26 protein-coding genes are annotated in these 24,751 nt (G+C 63.9%); 10 read left to right on the top strand and 16 right to left on the bottom strand.

The annotated features are described in order from the left end of the window. Positions 1–58 precede the first annotated feature (58 nt). Together arfA and CAG18_RS12040 are read left to right on the top strand one after the other, a co-directional pair. Complete coding sequence (gene arfA / locus CAG18_RS12045) at positions 59–223, top strand: alternative ribosome rescue factor ArfA (RefSeq protein ID WP_003257578.1); 165 nt, start codon at positions 59–61, stop codon at positions 221–223. Between the two features lie 60 nt (positions 224–283). Further along, entirely contained in the window at positions 284–1,600 is a 1,317-nt protein-coding gene (locus CAG18_RS12040; protein ID WP_085720944.1) for a lytic murein transglycosylase, read from the top strand. Positions 1,601–1,734: 134 nt separating this feature from the next. Here CAG18_RS12040 and CAG18_RS12035 read toward each other — a convergent pair whose 3' ends face one another. The 13 genes from CAG18_RS12035 to CAG18_RS11975 all read right to left on the bottom strand — a co-directional run bounded on the left by CAG18_RS12035 (position 1,735) and on the right by CAG18_RS11975 (position 14,156). Then, positions 1,735–2,673, bottom strand: a complete 939-nt coding sequence (locus CAG18_RS12035) for an LD-carboxypeptidase (RefSeq protein WP_085720943.1) — start codon at positions 2,671–2,673, stop codon at positions 1,735–1,737. Between the two features lie 87 nt (positions 2,674–2,760). After that, a complete protein-coding gene (gene lipA / locus CAG18_RS12030) occupies positions 2,761–3,777 on the bottom strand; it encodes a lipoyl synthase (protein ID WP_003257574.1) in 1,017 nt (338 codons plus the stop codon). A gap of 2 nt (positions 3,778–3,779) precedes the next feature. After that, on the bottom strand, positions 3,780–4,427 hold the full coding sequence (lipB, locus tag CAG18_RS12025) for a lipoyl(octanoyl) transferase LipB (RefSeq protein WP_013974352.1): 648 nt from the start codon (positions 4,425–4,427) through the stop codon (positions 3,780–3,782). After that, positions 4,427–4,702 (bottom strand): DUF493 domain-containing protein, encoded by a 276-nt coding sequence (locus CAG18_RS12020; protein WP_003249736.1) that lies wholly within the window; start codon positions 4,700–4,702, stop codon positions 4,427–4,429. The genes lipB and CAG18_RS12020 overlap by 1 nt, the downstream gene beginning before the upstream one ends. Positions 4,703–4,775: 73 nt before the next feature. After that, a complete protein-coding gene (locus tag CAG18_RS12015; protein ID WP_085720942.1) occupies positions 4,776–5,936 on the bottom strand; it encodes a D-alanyl-D-alanine carboxypeptidase family protein in 1,161 nt (386 codons plus the stop codon). A 269-nt stretch (positions 5,937–6,205) separates the two neighbouring features. Then, positions 6,206–7,207, bottom strand: coding sequence for a septal ring lytic transglycosylase RlpA family protein (locus tag CAG18_RS12010; protein ID WP_013974354.1), 1,002 nt, complete (start codon positions 7,205–7,207; stop codon positions 6,206–6,208). After that, complete coding sequence (gene mltB / locus CAG18_RS12005; RefSeq protein ID WP_015271940.1) at positions 7,207–8,217, bottom strand: lytic murein transglycosylase B; 1,011 nt, start codon at positions 8,215–8,217, stop codon at positions 7,207–7,209. Before mltB ends, CAG18_RS12010 begins: the two co-directional genes overlap by 1 nt. A 17-nt stretch (positions 8,218–8,234) precedes the next feature. Further along, positions 8,235–9,338 carry a rod shape-determining protein RodA gene (gene rodA, locus CAG18_RS12000; protein ID WP_015271941.1) on the bottom strand — a complete coding sequence of 368 codons (1,104 nt, stop codon included), beginning with the start codon at positions 9,336–9,338 and terminating at the stop codon, positions 8,235–8,237. Between the two features lie 38 nt (positions 9,339–9,376). Further along, complete coding sequence (gene mrdA / locus CAG18_RS11995) at positions 9,377–11,266, bottom strand: penicillin-binding protein 2 (RefSeq protein WP_015271942.1); 1,890 nt, start codon at positions 11,264–11,266, stop codon at positions 9,377–9,379. 16 nt (positions 11,267–11,282) lie between these two features. Beyond that, entirely contained in the window at positions 11,283–11,750 is a 468-nt protein-coding gene (gene rlmH / locus CAG18_RS11990; protein WP_003249722.1) for a 23S rRNA (pseudouridine(1915)-N(3))-methyltransferase RlmH, read from the bottom strand. Positions 11,751–11,760: 10 nt separating this feature from the next. Beyond that, positions 11,761–12,180: a ribosome silencing factor gene (gene rsfS, locus CAG18_RS11985; protein WP_013974359.1), complete on the bottom strand. Its 420-nt coding sequence runs from the start codon at positions 12,178–12,180 to the stop codon at positions 11,761–11,763. Between the two features lie 43 nt (positions 12,181–12,223). Continuing rightward, positions 12,224–12,883 (bottom strand): nicotinate-nucleotide adenylyltransferase, encoded by a 660-nt coding sequence (nadD, locus tag CAG18_RS11980; protein ID WP_039613553.1) that lies wholly within the window; start codon positions 12,881–12,883, stop codon positions 12,224–12,226. Position 12,884: 1 nt separating this feature from the next. After that, positions 12,885–14,156: a glutamate-5-semialdehyde dehydrogenase gene (locus CAG18_RS11975; RefSeq protein WP_015271944.1), complete on the bottom strand. Its 1,272-nt coding sequence runs from the start codon at positions 14,154–14,156 to the stop codon at positions 12,885–12,887. A 327-nt stretch (positions 14,157–14,483) separates the two neighbouring features. On the opposite strand from CAG18_RS11975, the gene CAG18_RS11970 reads away from it, so the two are divergent. Together CAG18_RS11970 and CAG18_RS11965 are read left to right on the top strand one after the other, a co-directional pair. Beyond that, positions 14,484–15,152: a DNA-3-methyladenine glycosylase gene (locus CAG18_RS11970; RefSeq protein ID WP_015271945.1), complete on the top strand. Its 669-nt coding sequence runs from the start codon at positions 14,484–14,486 to the stop codon at positions 15,150–15,152. Between the two features lie 3 nt (positions 15,153–15,155). Continuing rightward, complete coding sequence (locus tag CAG18_RS11965; protein ID WP_015271946.1) at positions 15,156–16,472, top strand: bifunctional DedA family/phosphatase PAP2 family protein; 1,317 nt, start codon at positions 15,156–15,158, stop codon at positions 16,470–16,472. 111 nt (positions 16,473–16,583) lie between these two features. On the opposite strand, the gene CAG18_RS11960 is transcribed toward CAG18_RS11965, so the two are convergent. From CAG18_RS11960 to CAG18_RS11950, 3 genes are read right to left on the bottom strand one after another with little or no spacing between them, the layout of a single operon-like run. Further along, positions 16,584–17,174 (bottom strand): LON peptidase substrate-binding domain-containing protein, encoded by a 591-nt coding sequence (locus CAG18_RS11960; protein WP_015271947.1) that lies wholly within the window; start codon positions 17,172–17,174, stop codon positions 16,584–16,586. A 9-nt stretch (positions 17,175–17,183) separates the two neighbouring features. Next, on the bottom strand, positions 17,184–17,900 hold the full coding sequence (locus CAG18_RS11955) for an LrgB family protein (RefSeq protein WP_013974365.1): 717 nt from the start codon (positions 17,898–17,900) through the stop codon (positions 17,184–17,186). Next, positions 17,897–18,259: a CidA/LrgA family protein gene (locus CAG18_RS11950; RefSeq protein ID WP_003257558.1), complete on the bottom strand. Its 363-nt coding sequence runs from the start codon at positions 18,257–18,259 to the stop codon at positions 17,897–17,899. Before CAG18_RS11950 ends, CAG18_RS11955 begins: the two co-directional genes overlap by 4 nt. A gap of 143 nt (positions 18,260–18,402) precedes the next feature. Here CAG18_RS11950 and CAG18_RS11945 point away from each other — a divergent pair, with 143 nt between their 5' ends. The 6 genes from CAG18_RS11945 to purH all read left to right on the top strand — a co-directional run bounded on the left by CAG18_RS11945 (position 18,403) and on the right by purH (position 24,606). Continuing rightward, a complete protein-coding gene (locus tag CAG18_RS11945) occupies positions 18,403–18,858 on the top strand; it encodes a MaoC family dehydratase (protein ID WP_054573589.1) in 456 nt (151 codons plus the stop codon). Positions 18,859–19,056: 198 nt separating this feature from the next. Beyond that, positions 19,057–19,935 carry a 50S ribosomal protein L11 methyltransferase gene (gene prmA / locus CAG18_RS11940; protein ID WP_015271949.1) on the top strand — a complete coding sequence of 293 codons (879 nt, stop codon included), beginning with the start codon at positions 19,057–19,059 and terminating at the stop codon, positions 19,933–19,935. A 42-nt stretch (positions 19,936–19,977) separates the two neighbouring features. Continuing rightward, entirely contained in the window at positions 19,978–21,333 is a 1,356-nt protein-coding gene (locus tag CAG18_RS11935) for a DUF3426 domain-containing protein (RefSeq protein ID WP_085720941.1), read from the top strand. A gap of 253 nt (positions 21,334–21,586) precedes the next feature. Then, positions 21,587–22,600 (top strand): tRNA dihydrouridine synthase DusB, encoded by a 1,014-nt coding sequence (gene dusB / locus CAG18_RS11930; protein WP_015271951.1) that lies wholly within the window; start codon positions 21,587–21,589, stop codon positions 22,598–22,600. Next, on the top strand, positions 22,597–22,917 hold the full coding sequence (gene fis, locus CAG18_RS11925; protein WP_012274390.1) for a DNA-binding transcriptional regulator Fis: 321 nt from the start codon (positions 22,597–22,599) through the stop codon (positions 22,915–22,917). The genes dusB and fis overlap by 4 nt, the downstream gene beginning before the upstream one ends. 81 nt (positions 22,918–22,998) lie before the next feature. Beyond that, entirely contained in the window at positions 22,999–24,606 is a 1,608-nt protein-coding gene (gene purH, locus CAG18_RS11920; RefSeq protein ID WP_015271952.1) for a bifunctional phosphoribosylaminoimidazolecarboxamide formyltransferase/IMP cyclohydrolase, read from the top strand. Positions 24,607–24,751 lie beyond the last annotated feature (145 nt).

Here is a 24,751-nt window from a genome sequence, read left to right as displayed (position 1 = left end):
CACCCTGCCCCAAGCCCTACAGTGCGCTGCGAAACCCACCCAACCGGGGAACCCCGCCATGAGCAAAAAGCCGAAAAAGCACGGCCCCAACAAGGCCAAGTCGATCATCGCCCAACCGCTGTTCCGCTGCCGCCAGGAACAGCCGAACAAGGGCAAAGGCAGCTACCGCCGCGAAGCCTTCCAATCGAGAGATTGGGAGGCTTCCTACTTTTTGGCTGCATGAAAGCATCGAGAGCGCAGGCATGATATGGTCGTCACCTGACCTGCAATTCTGGATCTGTGAATGCTCCTCAGTCTTCTCCCCCGCTGGAAAACCCGCCAGCTGATCGCGGCCTCCAGTTTCATCCTGCTCGTGGCCTGCGCAGAAAAGCCCACCGCCGCCGACGCCCTGCCGCTGGCCCCCGCCCAGCCCATCCCTGTGGTGACCCTGCCCGGTACGACGCCCGACACCAGCACTGAAATCCAGCCTCTGCAAACCTTCGCGCAATGGCAAGCAGGCTTTCGCCAGCAAGCCCTGCAAGCCGGCATTTCGCAGGATACGTTCGACCGCGCCTTCCTCGGCGTCACCCCCGACATGGACGTGATCAAGGCCGATCGCAGCCAGCCGGAGTTCACCCGCCCCGTATGGGAATACCTCGAAGGCGCCCTGTCGCCTCTGCGCGTGCGCAACGGCAAGAAGCTGCTGGAGCAGAACGCCGAACTGCTGACCCGCATCGAGCAAAGCTATGGTGTCGATCGCCAGGTGCTGGTCGCGGTATGGGGCATGGAAAGCAACTTCGGCCAGTTTCAGGGCAACAAGTCGGTGATCCGCTCGCTGGCTACTCTGGCCTATGAGGGCCGACGCCCGCAGTTCGCCCAGGACCAGCTGATCGCCGCGCTGCAGATCATTCAGCACGGCGACATCCAGCCTGAGGCCATGCGTGGCTCGTGGGCCGGTGCCATGGGCCAGACCCAGTTCATCCCGACCACCTACAACACCCATGCCGTGGACTTCGACGGCGATGGCCGCCGCGACATCTGGAACAGCACGGCAGACGCCTTGGCCTCGACCGCGCACTATCTGCAGAGTTCGGGCTGGAAGCGTGGCCAGCCGTGGGGCTTCGAGGTACAGGTGCCGCCTGGCTTCGATTACTGGCAGGCCGATGGCGCCCTGCGCAAGCCGGTGAGCGAGTGGCTGGCGATGGGCGTGAAACTGCCTGCCGGTACCCAGTTGCCGGTGGGTAGCAACCAGCTGTCTGCCGCACTGCTGCTGCCCGCGGGCGCGCGTGGCCCGGCGTTCCTGGTGCTGGACAACTTCCGCGCCATCCTCAAGTACAACAATTCGTCGTCCTACGCGCTGGCAGTAAGCCTGCTGGGTGATCGCTTCACGGGCTGGGGCTTCATTGCCGGCAGCTGGCCGAAAGAAGACCTGCCCCTCAGCCGCAGCGAGCGCATGGAGCTGCAGAACCTGCTGAACAGCAACGGGCACGAAGCCGGCAATGCCGATGGCATCATTGGCGCCAATACCCGCAAGGCGATCCGCAATGCCCAGCAGGGGCTGGGGTGGCCGGCGGATGGGTATCCGACGCACAAGCTGCTCGAGAGCCTGCGTCAGCAGTGAGAATCTTGGGGCCGCTGCGCGGCCCATCGCGACACAAGGCCGCTCCTACAAGCGATCGCGAACCATCGGGGTAACGCGGTCTCCTGTAGGAGCGGCCTTGTGTCGCGATGGGCTGCACAGCAGCCCCGACAATCTCAAGCCTGGAAAAGATCCTGCTCCAGCAGCAAGCTCTGCCGATCACTGTCCAGCCTTACACGAGCCCCCAACGGCAAGCACACATTCGGGTCACAATGCCCACTGCGCCACCCGGCCAGCACCGGCACACCCAGCGGCGCGAAGATATCCTCCAGCAGGGGCGTCAACGCCGCAGTGGTAATCCCGGCAAAGTCCCCCACCAGCACACCCTTCACCCCCTCCAGCTTGCCTGCCAGGCGCAGCTGGGTCAGCAAGCGATCCACCCGGTAAAGCGGCTCGTTGACGTCCTCGATGAACAGGATGCAGCCCTGCGTATCCAGCTCGGCAATCGTCCCCAGGGTCGCGCCCAGCATCGACAGGTTGCCGCCCAGCAGCGGCCCGCTGGCCACCCCATGCAACACACTGCTCAAGGCGAAGTCAGCAGGGTGCACGATCTGCTCCCCTGCCCGCACATGCCCACCCAGCTGCGCCAGCAACGAAGTCTCGGTTGGCGGCAACTTGGCCCCCAGCAGGTCGGCATTGAGCATCCCGCCATGGAAGGTGAGCAGCCCGGTATGCCGGTAGATCGCCGTGTGCAGCGCGGTTATGTCGCTGTAACCGACCAGCGGTTTGGGGTTGCGCCGGATCAGTTCGAAATCGAGCTGGTCGAGCAGGCGCATGCTGCCGTACCCCCCACGCATGCACAGAATGGCGTCGATAGCCGGGTCGGCAAAGGCATCATGCAGGTCCTGTAACCGCTGCCGGTCCGGCCCCGCCAGATAGCCCTGAGCCTGAAGGGCTCCCGGATAGATGCGGCAGCTGTAGCCTCTATCAACGAACCACTGGTTGACCTTGTGCGTATCCAGCCGCGCCGCGCCCGCCGGGGCGACAATGGCAAAACAGGCATCACGCGGCAGCGCGGCTGGCAGGCTGGGTTGGAAGGTTTCGGCGCAATTCATCGCGGCTCCTTGCAGCGCGTGTGGCACAAACAAAAATGCCGATGCGGCCCTTCGGCGCGCATCGGCATGCGTGGCTCTGTGCTTGGCTCAGAGCTTGATCTTGGCTTCGTGAGCCTGCTGGTCAGCGTGGTACGAAGAACGCACCAACGGGCCGGAAGCGACGTTCTTGAAGCCCATCTTGTAACCTTCCTCGGCGAACCAGGCGAAGGTGTCCGGGTGAACGAAACGCTGCACCGGCAGGTGGCTGCGCGACGGCTGCAGATACTGGCCGAGGGTGAGCATGTCGATGTCATGCTCGCGCATGCGGTGCATCACTTCGATCACTTCCTCGTCGGTCTCGCCCAGGCCGAGCATCAGGCCCGACTTGGTCGGTACGTGCGGCACCAACTGCTTGAACTTCTGCAGCAGGTCCAGCGACCAGTCGTAGTCCGAACCCGGGCGCGCGGCCTTGTACAGGCGCGGTACGGTCTCGAGGTTGTGGTTGAACACATCCGGCGGCTCTTGCGCGGTGATCTCCAGGGCAATATCCATGCGCCCACGGTAGTCCGGCACCAGGGTTTCCAGCTGTACGCCCGGCGACAGCGCACGGATTTCGCGAATGCAGTCGGCAAAGTGCTGGGCACCACCGTCACGCAGGTCGTCGCGGTCCACCGAGGTGATCACCACGTACTTCAGGCGCAGGTCGGCGATGGCGATGGCCAGGTTCTTCGGCTCGTCCAGGTCCAGCGGTTTCGGCCGGCCGTGGCCAACGTCGCAGAACGGGCAACGACGGGTGCAGATGTCACCCATGATCATGAAGGTGGCGGTACCACCGGAGAAGCACTCGCCCAGGTTCGGGCAGGATGCCTCTTCGCATACGCTGTGCAGCTTGTGCTTGCGCAGCAGCTGCTTGATGCGGTCTACCTCGGGCGACACCGGGATACGCACGCGGATCCAGTCGGGCTTCTTCGGCAGCTCTTCGGTGGGGATGATCTTCACCGGGATGCGCGCCACCTTTTCGGCACCACGCAGCTTGACCCCGGCTTCCACCTTCTTCGGCGCTGGGCGCGGGGTGGCATCCTGGGTAGGTATCAGGTTCGGCACGGCTTCTTGCACAGTTGTCATATTCAGTCGATTCCGCCCGTGAGGGTCGTCTGCTCAGCGTAGTCGAGGTGCTTGACCAGCTGTCCGCGCAGCCTTGTCCTGACCTCGTCGAGTTCGATCGGACCTGCCAGGTCGCGCAGCTGGGTCATCGCCAGCCCCGCATAGCCGCAGGGGTTGATTCGGCGGAATGGCGCGAGGTCCATGTCCACGTTCAGGGCAAGGCCGTGGAACGAACGGCCGTTGCGGATTCGCAGGCCGAGGGAGGCGATTTTCGCTCCGTCGACATAGACGCCCGGGGCATCGGGCTTGGCCGCGGCCTGGACATCGTAACTGGCGAGCAGGTCGATGAGGGTCTGCTCGATACGGCTGACCAGCTCACGCACGCCAAAGCCCAGCCGGCGCACATCCAGCAGCAGGTAGGCCACCAGCTGCCCGGGGCCATGGTAGGTCACCTGGCCACCGCGATCGGTCTGCACTACCGGGATGTCGCCCGGCACCAGCAGGTGCTCGGCCTTGCCGGCCTGGCCCTGGGTGAAGACCGCGGGGTGCTCGACCAGCCAGACTTCATCCTGGCTGTCCGGGCTGCGCTGCTCGGTGAAGCGACGCATGGCCTCCAGCACCGGTTCGTAGGGCTGCAGGCCAAGCTCGCGAAAACCGAGGCAGGCGGACATCAGAGCACCATTTTCACGATGCCGGTAGCGCGCAGGGCGCTGTTGATATCGTGCAGCTGGTTCTCGCTTTCGGCAACGATGTGCAATTGCACGGTGGTGTACTTGCCTTCCTTGCTCTGGCGCTCGGCCAGGGTGGAAAGGTCGACCTTCGCGTGCTTGCTCAGGATCTCGATCACCGTGTCCTTGAAGCCGACAACGGTGTCACCGATGACCTTGATCGGGTAATCGTCGCAGGGGAATTCGATCTTGTGCGACTTGACGTCTGGTTCGCTCATGGCGGAAACGGCCTCGTAAGCCGTGGCAACAACAACGCCCCCGCTGGATACGCGGGGGCATGCAGGTCACGTATCAGTTGAACAACCCGTAGAAGAATAGACGGATGCTATCCCACATACGGCGGAAGAAACCACCTTCCTCGACGCCCTCGAGGGCGATCAGGTCGGCGCTGTGAACCACTTTCTCGTCCAGTTTGACTTCCACTTTGCCGATCACGTCACCTTTGGCGATTGGCGCGGTGAGCTGCGGGTTCATGGTCATCGAAGCCTGCAGGCGCTTCAATTGGCCTTTAGGCATAGTCAGGGTCAGGTCGTTGGCCAGGCCAGCTTTCACTTCGCCAGTCGCGCCCTTCCAGACCGGCGACTTGGTCAGCTCGGTACCCTTCTGGTAGAAGGTCTGGGTTTCGAAGAAGCGGAAGCCATAGGTCAGCAGCTTCTGGGTCTCGGCAGCACGCGACTGCTCGCTGTTGGTGCCGAAGACCACGGCGATCAGGCGCTGGCCATCGCGAACGGCCGAAGCCACCATGCAGTAGCCGGCTTCGTCGGTGTGGCCGGTCTTCAGGCCGTCGACAGTCTTGTCACGCCACAGCAGCAGGTTGCGGTTTGGCTGCTTGATGTTGTTCCAGAAGAACTCTTTCTGCGAGTAGATGGCGTAGTGGGCCGGGTCGACATTGATGATCGCACGGGCCAGGGTAGCCATGTCGTGGGCCGACGAGTAATGGTCCGGGTGCGGCAGGCCGGTCGGGTTCATGAAGTGGCTGTTGGCCATGCCCAGGTCGGCAGCGGTCTTGTTCATCATGTCGGCGAAGGCGTCTTCGCTGCCGGCGATGTGCTCGGCCAGGGCAACCGAGGCGTCGTTGCCGGACTGGATGATGATGCCATGCAGCAGGTCGCTGACGGTCACCTGGCTGCCCACCTTGATGAACATGCGCGAACCGCCGGTCCGCCAGGCGTTTTCGCTGACGGTAACCGGGTCGTTTTCACCGATCTGGCCGCGACGGATGTCCAAGGTGGCGATGTAGGCCGTCATCAGCTTGGTCAGGCTGGCAGGCGGCAGGCGCTCGTCACCGTTGTTCTCGACCAGCACGTTGCCGCTGGACGCATCCATGAGTACGTAGGACTTGGCTGCCAGTTGCGGTGGCGCCGGCGTCATCTGCTCAGCCGCGAAGGCGGCAGGCGTGATCATCAGCAGTACGGGCAGGCAAAGTCGTTTGGCAAGGTTGGTGATGTTCATCCGTCTCTCGAAAATCGCTAATGGTCTGATGTTCCCTGGGCAAGATCATGTGCCCAGCGCCAGTCAGTCTAGTTTTTGCGGCCGTAGGCCTGGCTCGCAATGTGCGGCTTTATGTCGCTGCGGGCAAAAGCCGACATTGTACATGCCCGCGCCCGTCAATTCATGACAAAACCGACAGTTTGGTGTTGCCTTCTTCGCGGGCGCGCCCGCTCCCACAGGGTTTCGCATGCCCTGTGGGAGCGGGCGTGCCCGCGAAGAAGGCAACGCGGTCAGTCAGCTGTGACCAGCTTGGCCTGCCCAAGGTTCGCCAGGCGGATGCTGTCCTGCGCTTGCTGGATCTCGCCCTGGCTGTTGATCGGCCCGAGGCGCACGCGGTGCAGGGTCTGCTGGTTACGCACGATCGAGCTGATGAACACTGGCGCGCTGACCATGCTGCTGAGCTTGGAGCGCAGCAGTTCGGCGGCGTCCGGGTTGGCGAAGGCACCCACCTGCAGGAAGCTGCCGCCACTGCCGGCCGGCACGTTGTTGCCGGCCACCTGCACCGGCACCACCGGCGCCGCATGCTGCTGGGGCGGCGGGGTCCATTGCTCGACGCGCCCGGTACTGGCCGGGATCGCCTGGGTCTGGGCCACCTGGGGCTCCTTGAGCACCATCGGTGGTGTCTGGCCACGCTGGGCCCACCACTGCTGCGGGTCGATACCTTCGACGCGCACGTGCGCGGTGCCAATCTCGGCATAACCGAGCTTTTTCGCCGCGGCATAGGACAGGTCGATGATGCGGTCCGAATAGAACGGCCCACGGTCGTTCACCCGCAGGATTACGCTACGGCCGTTGGCCAGGTTGGTCACCCGCACGTAGGCCGGCAGCGGCAGGGTCTTGTGCGCCGCGCTCATGCCGTACAGGTCGTACAGCTCGCCGTTGGCGGTGTTCTGGCCGTGGAACTTGGTGCCATACCAAGACGCGGTACCTTCCGCGCGATAATTGCGCGAGTCCTGCATCGGGTAGTAGGTCTTGCCCAGCACCGTGTACGGGTTGGCCTTGTAGTTGCCGGTATGCACGGTTGGCGTGGCGTCGGGGATCTTGTTCACATCCACGTCCCACCACGGCGCGCCGTCCTTGTGCGCCCGGTTGATGTCCAGGCCCGGCTGGGTGCGCACCACGTTGCCACTGCTTTGCTGGGGCGGGCGGTTGGACGAACAGCTGGCCAGCACCACGCCCACGGCGAGGCAGGTGAGCAGCTTGAAAGACTTGCCAGAGATGATTGCGCGCATTACTTGACGCCCCGTGCTTGAACCAGCTGTTCCGATAGCTGATGCACCGCCATGGCATACATCACGCTGCGGTTGTAGCGAGTGATCGCGTAGAAGTTCTTCAGGCCCATCCAGTACTCGGGGCCATTGTCGCCCTCGAGACGAAAGGCGGTAACCGGCAGATCATCGCGCAACGAATCATGGACCGACCAGCCAAGCGTGCGCAACTCCCCAACGGTTTTTACCGGCTCGATGCCGGTGGTCAGGCCTTCGTCGGCGCGCCCACCGTCCACCCAGGCGCGGCTGACCACACCTTCGCCGGGCACCCAGCCGTGGCGCTTGAAGTAGCTGGCCACGCTGCCAATGGCATCGTCCGGGTTGTTCCAGATATTGATGTGGCCGTCGCCGTCGAAGTCCACCGCGAAGTTGCGGAAGCTGCTCGGCATGAACTGCGGCAGGCCCATTGCACCAGCGTAGGAGCCTTTGAGCGTCAGCGGGTCGAGCTGTTCCTCACGGGCCAGCAGCAGGAACTCGCGCAGCTCCTTGCGGAAGAATTCCGCCCGTGGCGGGTAGTCGAAGCCCAGGGTCGACAAGGCATCGATCACCCGGTAGTTACCGGTGTTGCGGCCAAAGAAGGTTTCCACGCCGATGATGGCAACGATGTACTGCGCCGGCACGCCATATTCCTGCTCGGCACGGGCCAGCACCGCTTCGTGCTGGCGCCAGAAGTCCACACCGCGGGCAATACGCGCGTCAGTGATGAACATCGGCCGGTAGTCCTTCCACGGCTTTACCCGTTCGGCCGGGCGCGAAATGGCGTCGAGGATCGACTGCTTGCGCTGCACCTCCGCGAACACACCCATCAGCTGCTCAGGGGCAAAGCCATAGTCGCGGCTCATTTCGCCAACGAACTGGGCCACCTGCGGCGAGCCCTGATAATCGCCGGCATGGGCCAGCTGTACAGCGCCGAACAGGCCCACCGCGCCGATCCACGGCGCACAACGGGCAGCCCAGTTACGCACTGCTTGCATGAAATTCTTCACCTTATTCAAACCTGAGCGATCCATTTGCGGTGCGTGTGGATCGACATCAGAACGCCAAACGCTGACAGCAGCGTCACCAACGAAGTTCCGCCATAGCTGATGAAGGGCAGCGGCACGCCCACCACGGGCAGAAGGCCGCTGACCATACCGATATTGACGAACACGTACACAAAGAAGGTCATGGTCAGGCTGCCCGCCAGCAGCTTGCCGAACAGGGTCTGCGCCTGGGCGGTGATCATCAGGCCACGGCCGATCAGCAGCAGGTAGACGATCAGCAGCAGGCAGATGCCGACCAGGCCGAATTCCTCGCCGAGCACGGCGATGATGAAGTCTGTGTGGCTTTCCGGCAGGAAATCCAGGTGCGACTGGGTGCCGAGCAGCCAGCCCTTGCCGAACACACCGCCCGAGCCGATCGCCGCCTTCGACTGGATGATGTTCCAGCCAGTGCCCAACGGGTCGCTTTCCGGGTCGAGGAAGGTCAGTACCCGTTGCTTCTGGTAGTCATGCATGACGAAGAACCACATCGCCACCGCCACTGGCACCGCAGCCGCCAGTACGCTGAGGATCCAGCGCCAGCGCAGCCCGCCCATGAACAGCACGAAAGCCCCGGAGGCGAGGATCAGCAGCGCCGTACCCAGGTCGGGCTGGCGCACGATCAGGATGAACGGCACGCCGATCAGCACCAGGCTGATCGCCACATGCTTCAGATGCGGCGGCAACGTGCGCTTGGACAGATACCAGGCGATGGTCGCCGGCATGATGATCTTCATGAACTCCGAGGGCTGGAAGCGGATCACCCCGGGGATGTTGATCCAGCGCGTGGCGCCCATGGCGTTGTGGCCCATCACGTCCACCACCACCAGCAACAGCACCCCGGCCAGGTAGGCCAGCGGCACCCAGCGAGCCATGAAGCGCGGCTCCAGCTGGGCGATGATGAACATCGACACCAGGCCGATGCCGAACGAGGTGGCCTGCTTGAGCAGCAGGTCCCAGTTCTTGCCACTGGCCGAATACAGGACGAACAGGCTGCCGGCCGCGAGGGTCAGCAGAATGATCAGCAAAGGGCCGTCGACGTGGATGCGCTGCAGAAAGCTGGCGCGCCGACGCATCACATCCTCGCTGGAGAGCATGCGATCGAAATTGTTCATCACAGGGCTGATTCCTGGGTAACCGTGGCAGGCGCGAACTCGGGCTTGAGCCGGCCGTTTTCGTCGAGCAACCAGGCGTCCATCACCTGGCGCACCACCGGGGCGGCGACGCCCGAGCCGGACTCCCCGTTCTCGACCATCACCGAAACCACGATCTTCGGGTCCTCGGCCGGGGCGAAGGCGACGAACAGGGCGTGGTCGCGGTGGCGCTCCTGAAGCTTGTTGCGGTCGTACTTCTCGCCCTGCTTGATCGCCACCACCTGGGCGGTACCACTCTTGCCGGCAATGCGATATTGCGAGCCGATGGCCGCCTTGCGTGCGGTACCGCGGGCATTGTGCATCACCTGCTCCATGCCATGGGTAACCTTGGCCCAGTCGGACTTGTCACGCAGCACGATGTTTTCCATGGGGTTGTCATCCACCGGCGGCTGGCCTTCGATGGTCTTGGCCAGGTGGGGGCGGTTCCACACGCCCTTGTTGGCGATCAGCGCAGTGGCCTGGGCCAGTTGCAGCGGCGTGGCCTGCATGTAGCCCTGACCGATGCCGAGGATCAGGGTTTCGCCGGGGAACCAGGCCTGGCGGCGGGTGGCGCGCTTCCATTCACGCGATGGCATCAGCCCGGCGGATTCCTCGAACATGTCGAGGGAAACCCGCTGGCCGATGCCGAACTTGTTCATGTAGCTGGACAGCCGATCGATGCCCATCTTGTGGGCGAGGTCGTAGAAGTAGGTGTCGTTGGAGCGCATGATCGCGGTGTCCAGGTCGACCCAGCCATCGCCCGAACGGTTCCAGTTACGGTATTTGTGGTCGTAGTTGGGCAGCTGGTAGTAGCCCGGGTCGAACACCCGGCTGCCGGCATTGACCACGCCGCTGTCCAGGCCGGCGATGGCCACCGCCGGCTTGATGGTCGAACCTGGCGGGTACAGGCCGCGCAGCACGCGGTTGAACAGCGGTCGGTCGATCGAGTCGCGCAGTTCGGCATAGGCCTTGAAGCCGATGCCGGTGACGAACAGGTTGGGGTCGAAGCTGGGCTGGCTGACCATCGCCAGCACCTCGCCGGTACGCGGGTCGAGCGCCACCACCGCACCACGCCGGCCCCCCAGGGCAGCCTCGGCGGCCTCCTGCAGCTTGATGTCCAGGCTCAGCACGATGTCCTTGCCCGGTTTCGGGTCGGTGCGCTTGAGCACCCGCAGCACGCGGCCGCGGGCGTTGGTCTCGACTTCCTCGTAGCCCACCTGGCCATGCAGGTCGGCTTCGTAGAAGCGCTCGATGCCGGTCTTGCCGATGTGGTGGGTGCCGCTGTAGTTCACCGGGTCGAGGGTTTTCAGCTCTTTCTCGTTGATCCGCCCCACATACCCCACCGAATGGGCGAAATGCGCGCCCTGCGGGTAATGGCGCACCAGCTGGGCTACCACTTCCACGCCCGGCAGGCGGAACTGGTTCACCGCCACACGGGCGATCTGCTCTTCGTTGAGTTCGAACAGGATCGGCACCGGCTCGAACGGCCTGCGGCCCTGGCGCATGCGCTTCTCGAACAGGGCGCGGTCGTCGGGCGTCAACTCCAGCACTTCGACGATGGTATCCAGCACTTCCTGCCAGTTACCCGCACGTTCGCGGGTCATCGACAGGCTGAAGCTGGGCCGGTTGTCGGCGACGATCACCCCGTTGCGGTCGAAGATCAGCCCGCGGGTCGGCGGGATCGGCTGCACATGCACCCGGTTGTTCTCCGACAGCGTCGAGTGATAGTCGTGCTGGATGACCTGCAGGTAGTACAGACGCGCAATCAGCACGCAGATAAGCAGCATGATCGCGACTGCGCCGACCACGACGCGGTTGCGCACCAGGCGGGCGTCTTTCTCGTGGTCCTTGAGACGGATCGGCTGCGACATCGGACTGCTTACAGGCTCATTTATGGTAAGGATGCCCGGACAGCACGGTCCAGGCGCGGTAGATCTGCTCGCCGATGAGTATCCTTACCAATGGGTGCGGCAAGGTCAGCGGCGACAGCGACCAGCGTTGCTCGGCGCGCGCACAGACCTCGGGCGCCAGGCCTTCCGGGCCGCCCACCATCAAATTCACCGTGCGCGCATCCAGGCGCCAGCGGTCCAGCTCGGTCGCCAACTGCTCGGTACTCCAGGGCTTGCCATGGACCTCGAGGGTGACGATGCGTTCCCCTGGCTGAACCTTGCTCAGCATGGCTTCGCCCTCCTGACGGATCAGGCGGGCGACGTCGGCATTCTTGCCACGGGTGTTCAGCGGGATTTCCACCAGCTCCAGCGACAGCTCGGCGGGCAGGCGCTTGGCATATTCATGCCAGCCTTCCTCGACCCACTTTGGCATGCGCGAGCCGACCGCGATCAGGCGCAGACGCACAGCGCTTTCCTTATTCCCGGTCCTTGAGCTTGTCGGAGTACTCGTGGGCATGGTCCGGGCTGTGGTGCTTGCCATCGGCGGCACGGCTCTGCTCGGCACCCTGCCACAGGCGCTCCAGGTCGTAGAACTGGCGGGCAGCGGCGGTCATCATGTGCACGATGACATCGTTCAGGTCCAGCAGCACCCAGTCGCTGTCGCCCTTGCCTTCTTCACCCAGCGGCTGGGCACCCTTGGCCTTGACCGCTTCGCGGACCTTTTCCAGCATCGCATTGATCTGGCGGTTGGAAGTACCGGTGGCGATGATCATGTAGTCGGTCAGGCTGTGCTTTTCGCGCACGTCGATGACCTGGATGTCCTGGGCCTTGACGTCTTCCAGCGCTGCCTTGGTCAGGGCAACCAGTTCTTCGCCGTGGATTTTCTGCTTGGTCATATAAAACTCGTTCAACTCGTTGGATGAGGCGCCAGAGGCACCGTCAGTTAGGTGCACGATACAGTTCGTGCGCCTCGATGTAGGCCAGTACGGCGTCCGGCACCAGGAACCTCACCGATTTGCCGCTGGCCAGCAGCTGTCGGATCTGTGTAGCCGACACCGCAAGCGGCGTCTGCCAGACGAACGAAATGTTTCCCGCCGGGCCGGACAAGGCGGTGGGATCGCTCTCCGAGCGCGCAGCCAGCAGGTTGCGCAGCTCGTCAGGGGGTTCTACGTCGGCATCCGGGCGTTGCAGCACCAGGATGTGACAGTGTTGCAGCAATTCTTCCCAGCGGTGCCAGCCGGGCAGGCCACAGAAGGCATCCCAGCCCAGCACCAGGAACAACTGGTCGTCAGCGGCCAGTTCGGCGCGGATCGATTCCAGCGTGTCGATGGTGTACGACGGTTTGTCGCGCGCCAGTTCGCGGGCATCCACGCTCAGGCAGGGCACGCCCTGTACAGCGCCTTGCACCATGGCCAGGCGGTCCTGCGCGGCCACCTGCGGGGTGTCGCGGTGCGGCGGCCGGGCGTTGGGCAGCAGGCGCAGTTCGTCCAGCCCCATGAACTCGGCCACTTCCAGCGCGCTGCGCAGGTGGCCGATGTGCACGGGGTCGAAGGTGCCGCCAAGAATGCCGATGCGCCGGACTGCCTGGGCCTTGCTCAACTCAGCAGGACTCCTGGCCGCGCAGCTGGCCGTCACCGATCACCACGTACTTCTCGCAGGTCAGGCCTTCCAGGCCGACCGGGCCGCGGGCGTGCAGCTTGTCGGTGGAAATGCCGATTTCCGCACCCAGGCCATACTCGAAGCCGTCGGCGAAGCAGGTCGGGGTATTGAGCATGACCGACGCCGAGTCGACCTCGGCCATGAACTGGCGGGCTTCAGCCTGGTGTTCGCTGATGATCGAATCGGTGTGGTGCGAGCCATAGTGGTTGATGTGCTCGATGGCCTGGTCCAGGCCGTCGACCACACGGATCGACAGGATCGCGTCCAGGTACTCGGTGTGCCAGTCGGCCTCGGTGGCCGGTTTGGCCTCGATGATCGCCCGGGTGCGCTCGCAGCCACGCAGCTCGACGCCCTTCTCCTGGAAGCGGCGGGCCATTTCCGGCAGGAAGCGCTCGGCCACCTGCTGGTCGACCAGCAGCGTTTCCATGGCGCCACAGATGCCGTAGCGGTAGGTCTTGGCGTTGAACGCCACACGCCAGGCCTTGTCCAGGTCGGCATGCTGGCTGACGTAGACGTGGCAGATACCGTCCAGGTGCTTGATCACCGGCACGCGAGCATCGCGGCTGATGCGTTCGATCAGGCCACGGCCACCGCGCGGCACGATTACGTCGACGAATTCCGGCATACTGATCAGCGCGCCCACGGCTTCGCGGTCGGTAGTCTCGACCACCTGCACCACGGCTGCCGGCAGGCCGGCGGCGGCCAGGCCACGCTGGATGCAGGTGGCGATGGCGCGGTTGGAGTGGATGGCTTCGGAGCCGCCACGCAGGATGGTCGCGTTACCCGACTTCAGGCACAGGCTGGCGGCATCGATGGTCACGTTCGGGCGCGATTCGTAGATGATCCCGATCACCCCCAGCGGCGTGCGCATCTTGCCGACCTGGATACCGGATGGGCGGTAGCTCATGTCGCGGATGGCACCGACCGGGTCCGGCAGGCTGGCCACCTGGCGCAGGCCGGTGATCATGCCGTCGATACGCGCCGGGGTCAGCGCCAGGCGGTCGAGCAGCGCGGGCTCCAGGCCGTTGGCACGGCCGGCGGCCAGGTCCAGCTCGTTGGCAGCGGTCAGCTCTGCACGAGCGGCGTCCAGTGCGTCGGCGGCAGCTTGCAGGGCGCGGTTCTTCTGCGCGGTGCTGGCACGGCCGATCACCCGGGAAGCCTCACGGGCAGCGCGACCCAGGCGGGTCATATAGTCAAGAACGGACTCAGTCATGGGTTCGGTGTCTTGGCGAAGGGGAAATCGGCTGATTATAACTGGCGCGCAGGTGTACGCCCAGCGGCGGGTGGCGGATGGTAGAAAATGGCTGGGGCATTGTGTAGGAAAGATGTAACCGGGGTTATCGAAATTTCTATCTCCTGTCAGTGCCCTTTCACGGGTAAACCTGCTCCCACAGGGATTGCACAAGGCCTGGGACCTCCGAGGTACCTGTGAGCGGGCGAGCCCGCGAAAGGGCCGGCACTGCCAACATCCCACTCGATTCAGCCTCGATTAAGCTATTCATTGCTATCATCCCCGCCGTCCCAGCCACGAACCGCCCGCATGCCAGCCTTGCCCGACAGCTTTTTCGACCGCGACGCCCAGACCCTGGCCAAGGCCCTGCTGGGCAAAGTCATCCGCCATCGCCACGGCGACCTGTGGCTGGCCGCGCGCATCATCGAGACCGAGGCCTACTACCTCACCGACAAAGGCAGCCACGCCTCGCTCGGCTACACCGAAAAGCGCAAGGCGCTGTTCCTCGATGGCGGGCACATCTATATGTACTACGCGCGCGGCGGCGACTCGCTGAACTTCAGCGCCCACGGGCCAGGCAACGCGGTGCTCATCAAGTCGGCCTATCCTTGGCAGGACGCCCGCTCGGGGCCGAACAGCCTGGCACAGATGCAACTGAATAACCCCGATGCCAGCGGCAACCTCCGCCCGCCCGAGCGCCTGTGCGCGGGCCAGACCTTGCTGTGCCGGGCCCTGGGCCTGAAGGTGCCGCACTGGGACGCCCAGCGTTTTGACGCCGAGCGCCTGTACGTGGAGGATTGCGGCAACATCGTGCCACGGGTGATCCAGGCCGCCCGCCTGGGCATCCCGCATGGCCGCGACGAGCACCTGCCCTACCGTTTCGTCGATGCTGAGTACGCCCGTTTCTGCACGCGGAACCCGTTACGTCGCGGCCAAGTCGAAGGCCGCGACTTCTTCATTCTGGAACAAGGAAGCTGAACCATGGGCCAATGGCTCGACAGCCTGACTGGCTGGCTCAGCGCCAACCCGCAGTGGCTTGGCCTGGCGATATTCCTGGTGGCCTGCATCGAGTGCCTGGCCATTGCCGGCATCATCGTGCCAGGCACCGTGCTGCTGTTCGCGGTCGCGGTACTGGCCGGCAGCGGCGCCTTCAGCCTGGGCGAAACGCTGCTGCTGGGCTTTCTCGGTGGCCTGGTGGGCGATGCGTTGTCGTACACGGTGGGCAAGTACTTCCACCAGAACATTCGCAGGCTGCCCCTGCTGCGCCACCATCCGGAATGGATCGGCAGCGCCGAGGCCTACTTCCAGCGCTACGGCATCGCCAGCCTGCTGGTAGGGCGCTTCATCGGGCCGCTGCGGCCTATGCTGCCAATGGTCGCCGGCATGTTCGACATGCCGCTGCCGCGCTTCATCGCCGTCAGCCTGGTGGCCGGTGCCGGCTGGGCAGTGGCCTACCTGCTGCCCGGCTGGGCTACCGGCGCAGCCATGCGCCTGCCCTTGCCGGAAGGCTTCTGGCTGGATGCCGGGATCATCGCCGGCACCCTGGCAGTCATCATCGGGCTGAGCCTGAACACCAGCATTCGTGATCAACGCCACGGCACCCGGCTGATCGCAGGCATGAGTTTCCTGGCCTTGACCGGGGTCTTCCTCGGCTGGCCCTACCTGCACGAGTTCGACCAGGGCGTGATGACACTGGTGCAGGAGCACCGCAGCCAGGCCATCGATGGCGCCGTGGTGCTGGTGACCCGGCTGGGCGATTTCCGCACCCAGTTATTCCTCGGCGGGCTGCTGACGGGCCTGCTGCTGCTTGCCCGGCAGTGGCGGCATGCCATGTTCGCTGCGGGCGCACTGATGGGTACGGCGTTTGCCAACGGCACGCTGAAGTGGCTGTTCGCCCGGGCCCGCCCGGAAGTGCTGAGCGACCCGCTGACCAGCTACAGCATGCCCAGTGGGCACAGTTCGGCGTCGTTTGCGTTCTTCCTGGTAATGGCAGTGCTGGCCGGTCGCGGTCAGCCGCCGCGGATGCGCCTCACCTGGGTGATGCTGGGCTGCATTCCGGCGCTGGCGATTGCCCTGTCACGGGTGTACCTCGGGGCGCACTGGCCGACCGACATCCTCGCCGGGGCCTTGCTGGCGTGCTGCGTGTGCGCGCTCAGCCTGGCACTGGCGCAGCGTCACCAGACGCTCCCGGCCTTGCCGCTGCGGGTGTGGTGGCTGGTGTTGCCGGCGTGTGTCGCGTTGCTGGCGTTCTTTGCCATGCATGCGCTGCCGCAGGCTTTGCTGCGGTATCAATATTGATGTCACCTGTACCGGCCTCTTCGCAGCACAAGGCTGCTCCTACAGGGCTCTCGTCAGCCTGTAGGAGCAGCCTTGTGCTGCGAAGAGGCTGGCACTGGCAACACAGCAGTATCAGGCAAACAATTCACCCTGAATCCGCTCCAGCAGCTTCTGGATCTCCCCCAACCGCTCCTGCGGCGAGTCGAGGCTCAGCAAATCCAGCTTGTCCTCTTCCATGAACGGCAGCAGGTACGCCAACTGGTTGGCCAACGTCTGGCGCCCGTCCACAGGCCGCGGCATGTCCAGGGCTTCGACCATCGGGTGTTCACCCAGGGCCACCAGCAACGCCAGCAGGTCTTCGTCCGCCTCCAGCAACGGGCTATCCGCCTGCTCCGGCAGCCATTGCACCTGCCCCACCAGCAACTGGTCCTTCTGCACCTCGGTGCTTTCCAGGTTGAAGCGCCGCACGCCTTCGACGCGGATACCCAGCAAGCCGTTATCCTGCTGCACGAAGTCACGGATCACCGCCTCGCAGCCGATCGAGGCGACCACCGGCGGCGCCTTGCCGACCTGCTCGCCTTCGAGGATGCACACCACACCAAAACCTTCGCCCCGCTTCATGCAGCGCCCGATCATGTCCAGATAGCGTGCCTCGAATATCTGCAAATCGAGGAAACAACCAGGAAACAGCACGGTATTGAGAGGAAACAGCGGTAGCGTCATCACAAGTCCTCAAGCCACCAGGCTGACCGCCAGCGGCAGGAACACCGCCGTGGCCACCCCCATCAGGCTCATCGCCAGCGCGGCAAAGGCGCCGCATTCGTCACTTTCCTGCAGGGCCACCGAAGTGCCCACTGCATGCGCGGTCACGCCCAAAGACATGCCACGGGCCTCGGGGCTATGCACGCCAAAACGGCTCAGCAGCGCCGGGCCGAAGATTGCCCCGATAACCCCGGTAATCAGCACGAACACCGCCGCCAGGGCAGCCACGCCGCCAATCTGCTCAGCCACCAGCATGGCGATCGGCGAAGTGACCGACTTCGGCGCCATGGTCATCAGGATCATGTGCTCGGCACCGAACCACCAGCCCAACAACAGGCAGCACAGCGTGGCGAACAGGCCTCCGACTACCAGCGTAGTAAATGTGGGCCAGAACAGCTGTCGGATACGCCGCAGGTTGAGGTAGAGCGGCACAGCCAGGGCTACGGTGGCAGGCCCCAGCAGGATGTTCATGATTTCGGTGCTCTTGCGATATTCGCTGTAGTCGATGCCACACACCAGCAACACGCCGATCACCAGCAGCATCGAGACCAGTACCGGCTGCAGGAAGATCCAGCGGGTCTTCTCGTAGGCCGCCAGCACCACCTGGTAGGCCCCAAGCGTGATGCCGATACCGAACAAGGGATGATGAACGACCGCATCCAGTGCGCCTTGCCAGTCGAGCATCATGGCTGCTCCTCGCTCCGGCCCTGACGGTGGATGAGCTTTTGCATCAACACGCCGACGAACACCAGGGTCACCAGGCAGGAGATCAGCAAGGCACCGGCAATGGCCCAGAAGTCGGCGGCGATATCCCTGGCATACACCATCACCCCCACCGCTGGTGGCACCAGCAACAGCGGCAGGTAACGCAGAAGGCTGCTGGCGGCCTCGTTCAGCGGCTTGCCCACCTCACCACGGGCCATGAGGAAGAACAAAAGCAGCAACAGGCCGATGATCGGCCCCGGCAGAAACGGCACCAACAGATGGTTGATTGCCGTCCCCAGCAGCTGGAATAGCACCAGCCAGGTCAAACCACGCAACAGCATAAGCATCTCCCTCGGGCATGGCCGCCATTATAAGCATGTGCCGTCATATACCGATATTCGTCGAAAAACGTGCAACTTGACTGAAACGGTTCGCCGTGCTGATCTTGCACTTTCGTACCAACTGACAACCCGGAGAGTTCGCGATGCCCCATGTACCGGTTACAGAGCTTTCGCAGTACGTTGGTAAGGAACTGGGCCGCTCGGCCTGGCTGAAGATCGACCAGCAACGCATCAACCTGTTCGCCGAAGCCACGGGCGATTTCCAGTTCATCCATGTTGACCCGGAAAAGGCGGCAAAAACCCCGTTCGGCAGCACCATCGCCCACGGTTTCCTGACATTGTCGCTGATTCCCAAGCTGATCGAGGACATCCTGGTTCTGCCGGAAGGGCTGAAGATGGTGGTGAACTATGGGCTGGACAGCGTGCGGTTCATCCAGCCGGTCAAGGTCGACAGCCAGGTACGGCTGAAGGTGGACCTGGCCGAAGTGACGGAAAAGAAACCAGGGCAATGGCTGCTAAAGGCGATTGCCACGCTGGAGATCGAGGGAGAAGAGAAGCCTGCTTATATAGCTGAGTCGCTTTCCCTCTGTTTTGTCTGATGCATTCCGGGGGCGCTTCGCGCCCTATTCGCAGCACAAGGCTGCTCCTACAGGGGTATGTGATCTCTTGTAGGAGCAGCCTTGTGCTGCGAACGGGCTGCACAGCAGCCCAGATCCACAAATCCCCCGCACTCGCGTAAACTGCCAGCCTTCGCGCAGCCTAGGGCTGCCCCTGTCGATTTACCAAAGGTGCCCGCCATGCCCTGGCTGCAAGTACGCCTGGCCATCAGCCCGGAACAAGCCGAAACCTACGAAGATGCCCTGCTCGAAGTGGGTGCCGTCTCGGTCACGTTCATGGATGCCGAGGATCAACCGATCTTCGAGCCAGACCTCAACACCACTCCGCTGTGGTCGCACACCCACCTGCTGGCCCTGTTCGAGGCCGATGCCGATCCTGAGCAGGTATTCGCCCACCTGCGCCTGCTGACCGCTGCCGAACTGCCCGAGCACCAGGCCGAGGTGATCGAGGACCAGGACTGGGAACGCAGCTGGATGGACAACTTCCAGCCGATGCGCTTCGGCCGCCGCCTGTGGATCGTGCCAAGCTGGCACGAGGCCCCGGAACAGGACGCGGTGAACCTGCTGCTCGACCCGGGCCTGGCGTTCGGCACCGGTACCCACCCCACCACCGCACTGTGCCTGGAATGGCTCGACGGCCAGCAGCTCGAAGGCACCCAGGTGCTGGACTTCGGCTGCGGCTCCGGCATTCTGGCCATCGCCGCGTTGCTGCTGGGCGCCCGTGAGGCGGTCGGTACCGACATCGACGTACAGGCCATCGAGGCTTCGCGCGACAACGCCCAGCGCAACGGCATCGCCGACGAGAAGCTGGCGCTGTACCTGCCAGAGAACATGCCGGCCATGCAGGCCGATGTGCTGGTCGCCAACATCCTCGCCGGCCCGCTGGTGTCGCTGGCACCGCAACTGTCCGGCCTGGTCCGCCCAGGTGGCCTGCTGGCGCTGTCGGGCATCCTCGCCGAGCAAGGTGAGGAAGTGGCCGCAGCCTATGCCGCCGACTTCGAACTGGACCCGATCGTCGTTCGCGATGGCTGGGTGCGCATCAGTGGTCGCCGCCGTTAAGCGGGCCTAGAATACTTTTCTGCACAGCTCCCGGATTGCCGCATGACCGACAGTTTCGTCACCCAGTGCCCGCATTGCCAGACCAGCTTTCGCGTCACCCACCACCAGTTGAGCGTGGCCCGCGGTGTAGTGCGCTGCGGCCACTGCCTGCAGGTGTTCAACGCCGCCAGGCAGCTGCTGGAGCAGAACCGCGCCAGCGGAGCCAGCGCACCTGCGGTGCCGATACCAGCTGCACCTGCCGAACCGCTGGTCGAACCGGCGATCGCACCCCAGCCAGTCGCCAGCGAGCCCAGCGCCCCCTCGGACGAGGACTGGGCGCTCACCACCCAGGCGCTGGAATCGCTCGACCTCGACATGGAACTGGAGCGCCTGGAGCGCCGCGGCCAACCGGCCTCGGCTCGCCCGGCAAGCCAGGATGACGGCCTGCAGGCGCGGCGTGACGAACTGCACCCGGACGAACATGCCGACGACCTGTTCGGTACGGCAACCGATGAGCCGTTCGAGCCGCAACAGGCGGTAGAACCCACGCCCGTGCTGCGGGAGCCGGAGCCCCTGGAGCTGGACCTGGAACCCGCCCCAGGCGAGCGTACCGAGCCGACGTTAGGTGGCAATCTTGACCTGGACATCGACGACGAACCACCGGTACACCGTGCCGCCGAAATCGATGACCACCCCGAATTCAACGAACCGCTGCGGGCCGCCGATGATGAGGCCCCTGTACGGGGCCTGAGCGCCCGCGACGACGAGCCACTGGAGCTGCACCTGTCAGCGCGCGACGACGAACCTGTCGAGCCGCTGCCCGGCGAACGTCTTGAACCAGGCCTAGCCGGCAAAGCCGAGCGCCCGGCGCGCAAGGAGCCGCTGGTAGATGTGGTCGACGACCCCCTGCAACTAGGCTGGGAACAGCCCGCACCCAACTGGGGCAAGCGCTTGTTGTGGGGCTTCCTGACACTGCTGGCCGCTGGCTTGCTTGCGTTCCAGTACGTCTGGTTCCATTTCGACGAAATGGCCCGCCAGGACCAATACCGGCCGATCTTCCAGCAAATCTGCCCGTTGGTCGGCTGCGAGGTGCCGACCCGCGTCGATATCGCCCGAATCAAGAGCAGCAACCTGGTGGTTCGTAGCCACCCGGACTTCAAGGGCGCTCTGATCGTCGATGCGATCATCTACAACCGCGCGCCGTTCGCCCAGCCGTTCCCGCTGCTGGAGCTGCGCTTCGCCGACCTCAATGGCCAGCTGATCGCCAGCCGTCGCTTCAAGCCCAGCGAATACCTGTCCGGCGAACTGGCCGGGCGCGGCGAAATGCCAAGCCAGACCCCGATCCATATCGCCCTGGACATCCTCGACCCAGGGCCGAAGGCCGTTAATTACAGCCTGAGCTTCCGTTCGCCGGAATAACCAGCAGCCCTGTGGGAGCGGGCGTGCCCGCGAACACGGGCGAAGCCCGTGCCATCCATTGCGCCGCCTGCTTCGCGGGCAGGCCCGCTCCCACAGGGGCCGCGCAAGGTCCTGGACCTCACCCATACCAAAAGTCATAAGCCGACAACTGTTCAGATTTTATCCAAATCCATCTTTATCCGGTCACCGAGAGCGGGTATCATGCCAACCCTTTTTCGAACTCCAAGATTCGGCCCCACAACAGGGATCACCTATGTCGGCGGTACGCATCGGCCCATACACACTACGCAACAACCTGATCCTCGCGCCCATGGCCGGGGTCACGGACCAGCCTTTCCGTACACTTTGCCAGCGCCTGGGCGCCGGCATGGTGGTGTCGGAAATGGTCTCCAGTGACATGAGCCTTTGGAACAGCCGCAAGTCGAGCCTGCGCCGCATCCATGAAGGTGATCCCGAGCCACGCTCGGTACAGATCGCCGGTGGTGATGCGCAGATGATGGCAGCGGCGGCAAAGGCCAACGTCGAAGCAGGCGCCCAGATCATTGATATCAACATGGGCTGCCCGGCAAAAAAAGTCTGCAACAAAGCCGCAGGCTCTGCTTTATTGAGAGATGAAGCCTTGGTCAGCGAGATTCTCCACGCCGTGGTCGGCGCCGTGGACGTCCCGGTGACCCTGAAGATCCGCACCGGCTGGGACCGGGCGAACAAGAACGGCCTGAACGTGGCGAAGATTGCCGAGCAGGCCGGCATCCAGGCGCTGGCGGTGCATGGCCGCACACGCGCCGACCTGTACACCGGCGAAGCCGAATACGACACCATCGCTGCCATCAAGCAGGCGGTGTCGATCCCGGTTTTTGCCAACGGCGATATCACCTCGCCAGAAAAGGCCCGGGCGGTGCTGGACGCCACCGGGGTCGATGGCCTGTTGATCGGCCGGGCCGCCCAAGGGCGGCCATGGATCTTTCGCGAGATCGAGCATTACCTGCGCACTGGCGAACACCTGCCAGCGCCGCAGCTGGAGGAAGTGGAACGCATCCTGCTGGAGCACCTGGCCGCGCTGCATGCCTTCTATGGCGATGTGATGGGCGTACGTATCGCCCGCAAGCACGTTGGCTGGTACCTGGCAACACGACCCGGCGGCAAGGAGTTTCGCTCCCGGTTCAACGCTTTGGAAGACACACAAGCGCAGTGCGCCAACGTTCGCGCGTTTTTCAGCGAACGTCGACAGAGCCTTGAGACAGAGGACGGACAAGGGGTGGCCGCATGACGATGATGACCGAGACATTTGTGAGTGGAACAACGCCCGTGAGCGACAACGCCAACCTGAAACAGCACCTCAACACGCCGAGCGAGGAGGGCCAGACCCTTCGCGACAGCGTCGAGAAGGCGCTGCACAACTACTTCGCCCACCTGGAAGGCGCGACCGTGACGGACGTGTACAACCTGGTGCTCTCCGAAGTCGAGGCGCCCCTGCTCGAAAGCGTGATGAACTACGTGAAGGGCAACCAGACCAAGGCCAGCGAGATGCTCGGGCTGAACCGAGGCACCCTGCGCAAGAAGCTCAAGCAGTACGACTTGTTGTAAGCCAGAATCCCAACCAGAAAAGGCGGCTCCCTGAACAGAGGCGCCTTTTTTGCTGACTCCACCGCGTTATTGGAACCCGAAATGACCGACCAGACTACCCGCCTGCCAGTCCGCCGCGCCCTGATCAGCGTCTCCGACAAGACCGGTATCCTCGAATTTGCCCGTGAGCTGCAGCAGCTCGGTGTCGAGATCCTGTCCACCGGCGGCACCTACAAGCTGCTCAAGGACAACGGCGTCAACGCGGTGGAAGTGGCCGACTACACCGGCTTCGCCGAAATGATGGATGGCCGGGTCAAGACCCTGCACCCGAAAATCCACGGTGGCATCCTCGGCCGTCGCGGCACCGACGACGCCATCATGAATGAGCACGGCATCAAGCCGATCGACCTGGTAGCAGTCAACCTGTACCCGTTCGAAGCCACCATCTCCAAGCCTGGCTGTGACCTGCCGACCGCCATCGAGAACATCGATATCGGCGGCCCGACCATGGTCCGCTCGGCTGCCAAGAACCACAAGGACGTGGCCATCGTGGTCAACGCCAGCGACTACGCCGGCATCATCGAAGGCCTCAAGGCCGGTGGCCTGACCTACGCCCAGCGCTTCGACCTGATGCTCAAGGCGTTCGAGCACACTGCTGCCTACGACGGCATGATCGCCAACTACATGGGCACCATCGACCAGGCCAAAGAAACCCTGAGCACTGAAGGCCGCAGCGAGTTCCCGCGCACCTTCAACAGCCAGTTCGTCAAGGCCCAGGAAATGCGTTACGGCGAAAACCCGCACCAGAGCGCGGCGTTCTACGTAGAAGCGAAGAAAGGCGAAGCCAGCGTTTCCACCGCCATCCAGCTGCAGGGCAAGGAACTGTCGTTCAACAACGTGGCCGACACCGATGCCGCGCTGGAGTGCGTGAAGAGCTTCGTCAAGCCGGCCTGCGTCATCGTCAAGCACGCCAACCCGTGCGGCGTGGCCGTGGTACCTGAAGACGAAGGCGGCATCCGCAAGGCCTACGACCTGGCCTACGCAACCGACACCGAGTCGGCGTTCGGCGGCATCATCGCCTTCAACCGCGAACTGGACGGCGAAACCGCCAAGGCCATCGTCGACCGCCAGTTCGTCGAAGTGATCATCGCCCCGAAAATTTCCCAGGCTGCCCGCGAAGTGGTTGCCGCCAAGCAGAACGTACGCCTGCTGGAGTGCGGCGAGTGGCCTGCCGAGCGCGCTGCCGGTTGGGACTTCAAGCGCGTCAACGGTGGCCTGCTGGTGCAGAGCCGCGATATCGGCATGATCACTGCCGATGACCTGAAGATCGTCACCAAGCGTGCGCCAACCGAGCAAGAGATCAACGACCTGGTGTTCGCCTGGAAAGTGGCCAAGTTCGTCAAGTCCAACGCCATTGTCTACGCCAAGCAGCGCCAGACCATCGGCGTCGGCGCCGGCCAGATGAGCCGCGTCAACTCCGCGCGCATTGCTGCAATCAAGGCCGAGCATGCCGGCCTGCAGGTGCAGGGTGCAGTCATGGCGTCGGATGCGTTCTTCCCGTTCCGTGATGGCATCGACAATGCGGCTAAAGTGGGTATCAGCGCCGTGATCCAGCCGGGTGGTTCGATGCGTGATGCCGAGGTGATTGCTGCCGCTGACGAAGCCGGCATCGCCATGGTCTTCACCGGTATGCGCCACTTCCGCCACTAAACAGATGCAGGGCCGATCGCCGGCCCTTGTAGGAGCGGCCTTGTGTCGCGATAGGGCCGCAAAGCGGCCCCAGCAATTTCTGCTGTGAAGCTGAAAACCTGGGGCCGCTACGCGCCCCTTTCGCGACACAAGGCCGCTCCTACAG

Origin of the sequence: Pseudomonas sp. B22(2017) (genome assembly GCF_002113105.1) — a bacterium.
Classification (GTDB): domain Bacteria; phylum Pseudomonadota; class Gammaproteobacteria; order Pseudomonadales; family Pseudomonadaceae; genus Aquipseudomonas; species Aquipseudomonas asiatica.
Note: the sequence above shows the minus strand (reverse complement) of the source record. Positions and strands in the feature narration are given on the sequence as shown.

Excerpts from the sequence above, each read along its gene's own strand:
- arfA (WP_003257578.1), top strand. The coding sequence starts at position 59 with ATGAGCAAAAAGCCGAAAAAGCACGGCCCCAACAAGGCCAAGTCGATC.
- CAG18_RS12040 (WP_085720944.1), top strand. The coding sequence starts at position 284 with ATGCTCCTCAGTCTTCTCCCCCGCTGGAAAACCCGCCAGCTGATCGCG.
- CAG18_RS12035 (WP_085720943.1), bottom strand. The coding sequence starts at position 2,673 with ATGAATTGCGCCGAAACCTTCCAACCCAGCCTGCCAGCCGCGCTGCCG.
- lipA (WP_003257574.1), bottom strand. The coding sequence starts at position 3,777 with ATGACAACTGTGCAAGAAGCCGTGCCGAACCTGATACCTACCCAGGAT.
- lipB (WP_013974352.1), bottom strand. The coding sequence starts at position 4,427 with ATGTCCGCCTGCCTCGGTTTTCGCGAGCTTGGCCTGCAGCCCTACGAA.
- CAG18_RS12020 (WP_003249736.1), bottom strand. The coding sequence starts at position 4,702 with ATGAGCGAACCAGACGTCAAGTCGCACAAGATCGAATTCCCCTGCGAC.
- CAG18_RS12015 (WP_085720942.1), bottom strand. The coding sequence starts at position 5,936 with ATGAACATCACCAACCTTGCCAAACGACTTTGCCTGCCCGTACTGCTG.
- CAG18_RS12010 (WP_013974354.1), bottom strand. The coding sequence starts at position 7,207 with ATGCGCGCAATCATCTCTGGCAAGTCTTTCAAGCTGCTCACCTGCCTC.
- mltB (WP_015271940.1), bottom strand. The coding sequence starts at position 8,217 with ATGCAAGCAGTGCGTAACTGGGCTGCCCGTTGTGCGCCGTGGATCGGC.
- rodA (WP_015271941.1), bottom strand. The coding sequence starts at position 9,338 with ATGCGTCGGCGCGCCAGCTTTCTGCAGCGCATCCACGTCGACGGCCCT.
- mrdA (WP_015271942.1), bottom strand. The coding sequence starts at position 11,266 with ATGTCGCAGCCGATCCGTCTCAAGGACCACGAGAAAGACGCCCGCCTG.
- rsfS (WP_013974359.1), bottom strand. The coding sequence starts at position 12,180 with ATGACCAAGCAGAAAATCCACGGCGAAGAACTGGTTGCCCTGACCAAG.
- CAG18_RS11975 (WP_015271944.1), bottom strand. The coding sequence starts at position 14,156 with ATGACTGAGTCCGTTCTTGACTATATGACCCGCCTGGGTCGCGCTGCC.
- CAG18_RS11970 (WP_015271945.1), top strand. The coding sequence starts at position 14,484 with ATGCCAGCCTTGCCCGACAGCTTTTTCGACCGCGACGCCCAGACCCTG.
- CAG18_RS11965 (WP_015271946.1), top strand. The coding sequence starts at position 15,156 with ATGGGCCAATGGCTCGACAGCCTGACTGGCTGGCTCAGCGCCAACCCG.
- CAG18_RS11960 (WP_015271947.1), bottom strand. The coding sequence starts at position 17,174 with ATGACGCTACCGCTGTTTCCTCTCAATACCGTGCTGTTTCCTGGTTGT.
- CAG18_RS11955 (WP_013974365.1), bottom strand. The coding sequence starts at position 17,900 with ATGATGCTCGACTGGCAAGGCGCACTGGATGCGGTCGTTCATCATCCC.
- CAG18_RS11950 (WP_003257558.1), bottom strand. The coding sequence starts at position 18,259 with ATGCTGTTGCGTGGTTTGACCTGGCTGGTGCTATTCCAGCTGCTGGGG.
- CAG18_RS11945 (WP_054573589.1), top strand. The coding sequence starts at position 18,403 with ATGCCCCATGTACCGGTTACAGAGCTTTCGCAGTACGTTGGTAAGGAA.
- prmA (WP_015271949.1), top strand. The coding sequence starts at position 19,057 with ATGCCCTGGCTGCAAGTACGCCTGGCCATCAGCCCGGAACAAGCCGAA.
- CAG18_RS11935 (WP_085720941.1), top strand. The coding sequence starts at position 19,978 with ATGACCGACAGTTTCGTCACCCAGTGCCCGCATTGCCAGACCAGCTTT.
- dusB (WP_015271951.1), top strand. The coding sequence starts at position 21,587 with ATGTCGGCGGTACGCATCGGCCCATACACACTACGCAACAACCTGATC.
- fis (WP_012274390.1), top strand. The coding sequence starts at position 22,597 with ATGACGATGATGACCGAGACATTTGTGAGTGGAACAACGCCCGTGAGC.
- purH (WP_015271952.1), top strand. The coding sequence starts at position 22,999 with ATGACCGACCAGACTACCCGCCTGCCAGTCCGCCGCGCCCTGATCAGC.